This window comes from Rubrivirga sp., assembly GCF_049648075.1.
In the GTDB taxonomy this organism is placed as follows: Bacteria; Bacteroidota; Rhodothermia; order Rhodothermales; family Rubricoccaceae; genus Rubrivirga.
Window position 1 is genome coordinate 1 of record NZ_JBARYR010000406.1, and the last position, 2,515, is coordinate 2,515.

The 2,515-nt window shown below is 70.0% G+C and carries 3 protein-coding genes; 1 reads left to right on the top strand and 2 read right to left on the bottom strand.

The annotated features are described in order from the left end of the window. Positions 1–537 (top strand): multicopper oxidase domain-containing protein (locus tag WBA11_RS11720; RefSeq protein WP_424520868.1); only part of this gene is annotated, 537 nt, incomplete at its 5' end. 206 nt (positions 538–743) lie between these two features. Here the strand turns inward: WBA11_RS11720 and WBA11_RS11725 are convergent. Further along, complete coding sequence (locus tag WBA11_RS11725; RefSeq protein WP_424520869.1) at positions 744–1,547, bottom strand: metallophosphoesterase family protein; 804 nt, start codon at positions 1,545–1,547, stop codon at positions 744–746. A 79-nt stretch (positions 1,548–1,626) separates the two neighbouring features. Continuing rightward, positions 1,627–2,515 (bottom strand): arsenite methyltransferase (arsM, locus tag WBA11_RS11730; RefSeq protein ID WP_424520870.1); only part of this gene is annotated, 889 nt, incomplete at its 5' end.

Here is a 2,515-nt window from a genome sequence, read left to right on the forward strand (position 1 = left end):
CCGATCCACCTCCACGGCCACTACTGGAACGTCGTCGCCACCGACGGCGGGCGCATCCCCGAGGCCGGGCAGTGGCCCGAGACGACGGTGCTCGTGCCCGTCGGGAGCACGCGCACGGTGGAATGGACGGCCGACGCGCTCGGCGACTGGGCCATGCACTGCCACATGACGCACCACGTGATGAACCAGATGGGCCACGAGTTTCCGAACATGGTCGGTGTGGACGCTAGCCGGCTGAACCGCGCCGTGCAGCCGCTCGCGCCGGGCTACATGACGATGGGCCAGGTGGGCGGCGACGACATGGGCGAGCACGTCGAGATGGGCCACATGGCGGTTCCGGAGAACTCGATCCCGATGGTGGGCGCGGCGGGGCCGTTCGGCTACATCACGATGGGCGGCATGTACACCAACGTGAAGGTGCGCCCGAAGCCCGTCGTCTACGACCGCGACCCTGGCTGGTACGACCACCCCGCCGGGACCGTCGCGTCCGCGGTGAGTGCGGAGGAGGCGGCCCGCGACGGTGTTCGCCTTTCCTAGGCCCTCTCCAGCCCGATCCTCGGGCGCGAGCACCGCGCCCCCCCTATGAACGACCAACGACTTCTAGCCGCCTGGGGCCTCACCGTGACAGTGGGCTGGCTGCTTGCGGCCTGGTTCGGCCTGCAAGCTCATAGTGCGCTACCGACCAACGTACATTATGATGGCTTCTTGCACGCCCTTCAGGCGCCCCTAGTCAGGCCTCTCGCTCAAGCGTCGCGGAGCATCTGGGCGAACGCGTCGGGAAGAACGCTGGCCTCGACGGCCAGAGCGGCCTCCTCGACGTCGTACGCCACCCGGACAAACTCCGCCGAGCAGTACGCCGGGTCCGTCTTTGCCATCTCCGGGTCGACGTGCAGCAACACGTAACACGCGCGCGAGTCGCCGTCCTTCGGCTTGCCGACGGACCCGGTGTTGACGGCGTGGCGGTACGCCTGCTCCCCGTCTTCGGACGTCTCCGCGAGCGCCTTGTGGTACGGCTTGTGCGTGTGGCCGAAGAGCATCACGTCGGCTCCTGCGTCGGTCATGCGCTTTAGCAGCAGATCGTCCGGGCGGTCTTCGAAGAGGTACTCGTTGACGCGGCGCGGGCTGCCGTGCACCATCAGCACCTCGACGGGCTCGGCCTTCCGGTCGCGCGCGGCGGCCAGCGTCACGCGAATGTGCTGAGGGAGGCCCCGGAGGAAGCGGCGCGTCTGTTCGGTCACGGCGCCGTTGGTGTAGGCGATGCTCTCGGCCCCGCGCGCCTTGTCCTCGTCGGTCTGGTATGCGCAGCCGCAGTCGTCCGAGCCCAGCCCTACGCCTTCGTCGTAGTTGCCGGCGATGGTCGGGATGCCGCGCTCCTGGACCGAGGTGACCACCTCATTCGGCCACGTCGCGTAGCCGACGAGGTCGCCCAGGCAGTAGACGGCGTCGACCTCGCCGCGGCCGAGGCGGGCGTCGATGTCGCGCAGGACGGCCTCGAGGGCGGGGAGGTTGGCGTGGACGTCGGAGAAGACAGCGAGGGTTGTGGGCATGGGTCTGCGAAAGGAGAGGTGCGATCAGGGGCGCCACCTGTGGTCAGGCGGAGGGCAGGGATTCGACGCTCGCGAGGGCTTAGGCGGGCCTGGTGGCCCGGACAGTCACGCTGAGGAGCGGGGCCTCGGCCCCGTCCGGTAGGAGCCCATCTGGCAGGTCGATCGGGCGCTCCGCCACCACCTCGACGCCCTCGAACCCGGCATCTCGGACGATCCCGAGGTACGCCTCCCGTTCGAGCGCCCCGGCCACGCACCCGGCGTAGAGCTCGGCGGAGGCCCGGACCGTTTCCGGTAGCTCGCCTCGGCTCACGACGTCGGAGACGCAGACGTGGCCTCCCGGGCGGAGCACCCGGAACGCCTCAGCGAACGCGCGGGCCTTGTCCGGTACAAGGTTGAGCACGCAGTTCGAGACGACGACGTCGGCCGAGGCGTCCGCGAACGGGAGCGCCTCGATGTCGCCGTGCTCGAAGTGGACGTTCTCGTACCCCAGCGCCGCCGCGTTCTGCCGCGCCTTCCGGACCATCTCCGGCGTGAAGTCGACGCCGAGCACCGTCCCCTCCTCACCGACGACGCGGCGGGCGACGAAGGCGTCGAGCCCGGTCCCCGCGCCGAGATCAAGCACCGTTTGGCCCGGTGCGAGCCCGGCGTGCTCGACGGGGAGCCCGCAGCCGAGCTTGAGGTCGGCCACCTCGACGTACCCGTCGACGCCGTCGTATGCGGCGCCGATCATGTTGATCTCGGTGCTCGCGCCGTCGCCTGTCACGGAAGGCGAGCAGCACGACAGGCCCGCGCCGCGGGCGACGGCGGCGTACTTCTCGCGGACCGAACGACGGAGCGCGTCCGCGTTCGGCAATTCAGCGTCCGGCGTATTTGCGTAGGGTAGAGAAAGAGCGTCGGGGGTCATGGGAGCGGGGTGGAGCGGGTGAGCGGGAGCGGCGCGCGGTCGCCGTAGACGGCCCGGTAGGCAG

Bases quoted from the DNA above. Each gene is read 5' to 3' on its own strand.
- WBA11_RS11725 (WP_424520869.1), bottom strand. From the start codon at position 1,547: ATGCCCACAACCCTCGCTGTCTTCTCCGACGTCCACGCCAACCTCCCC.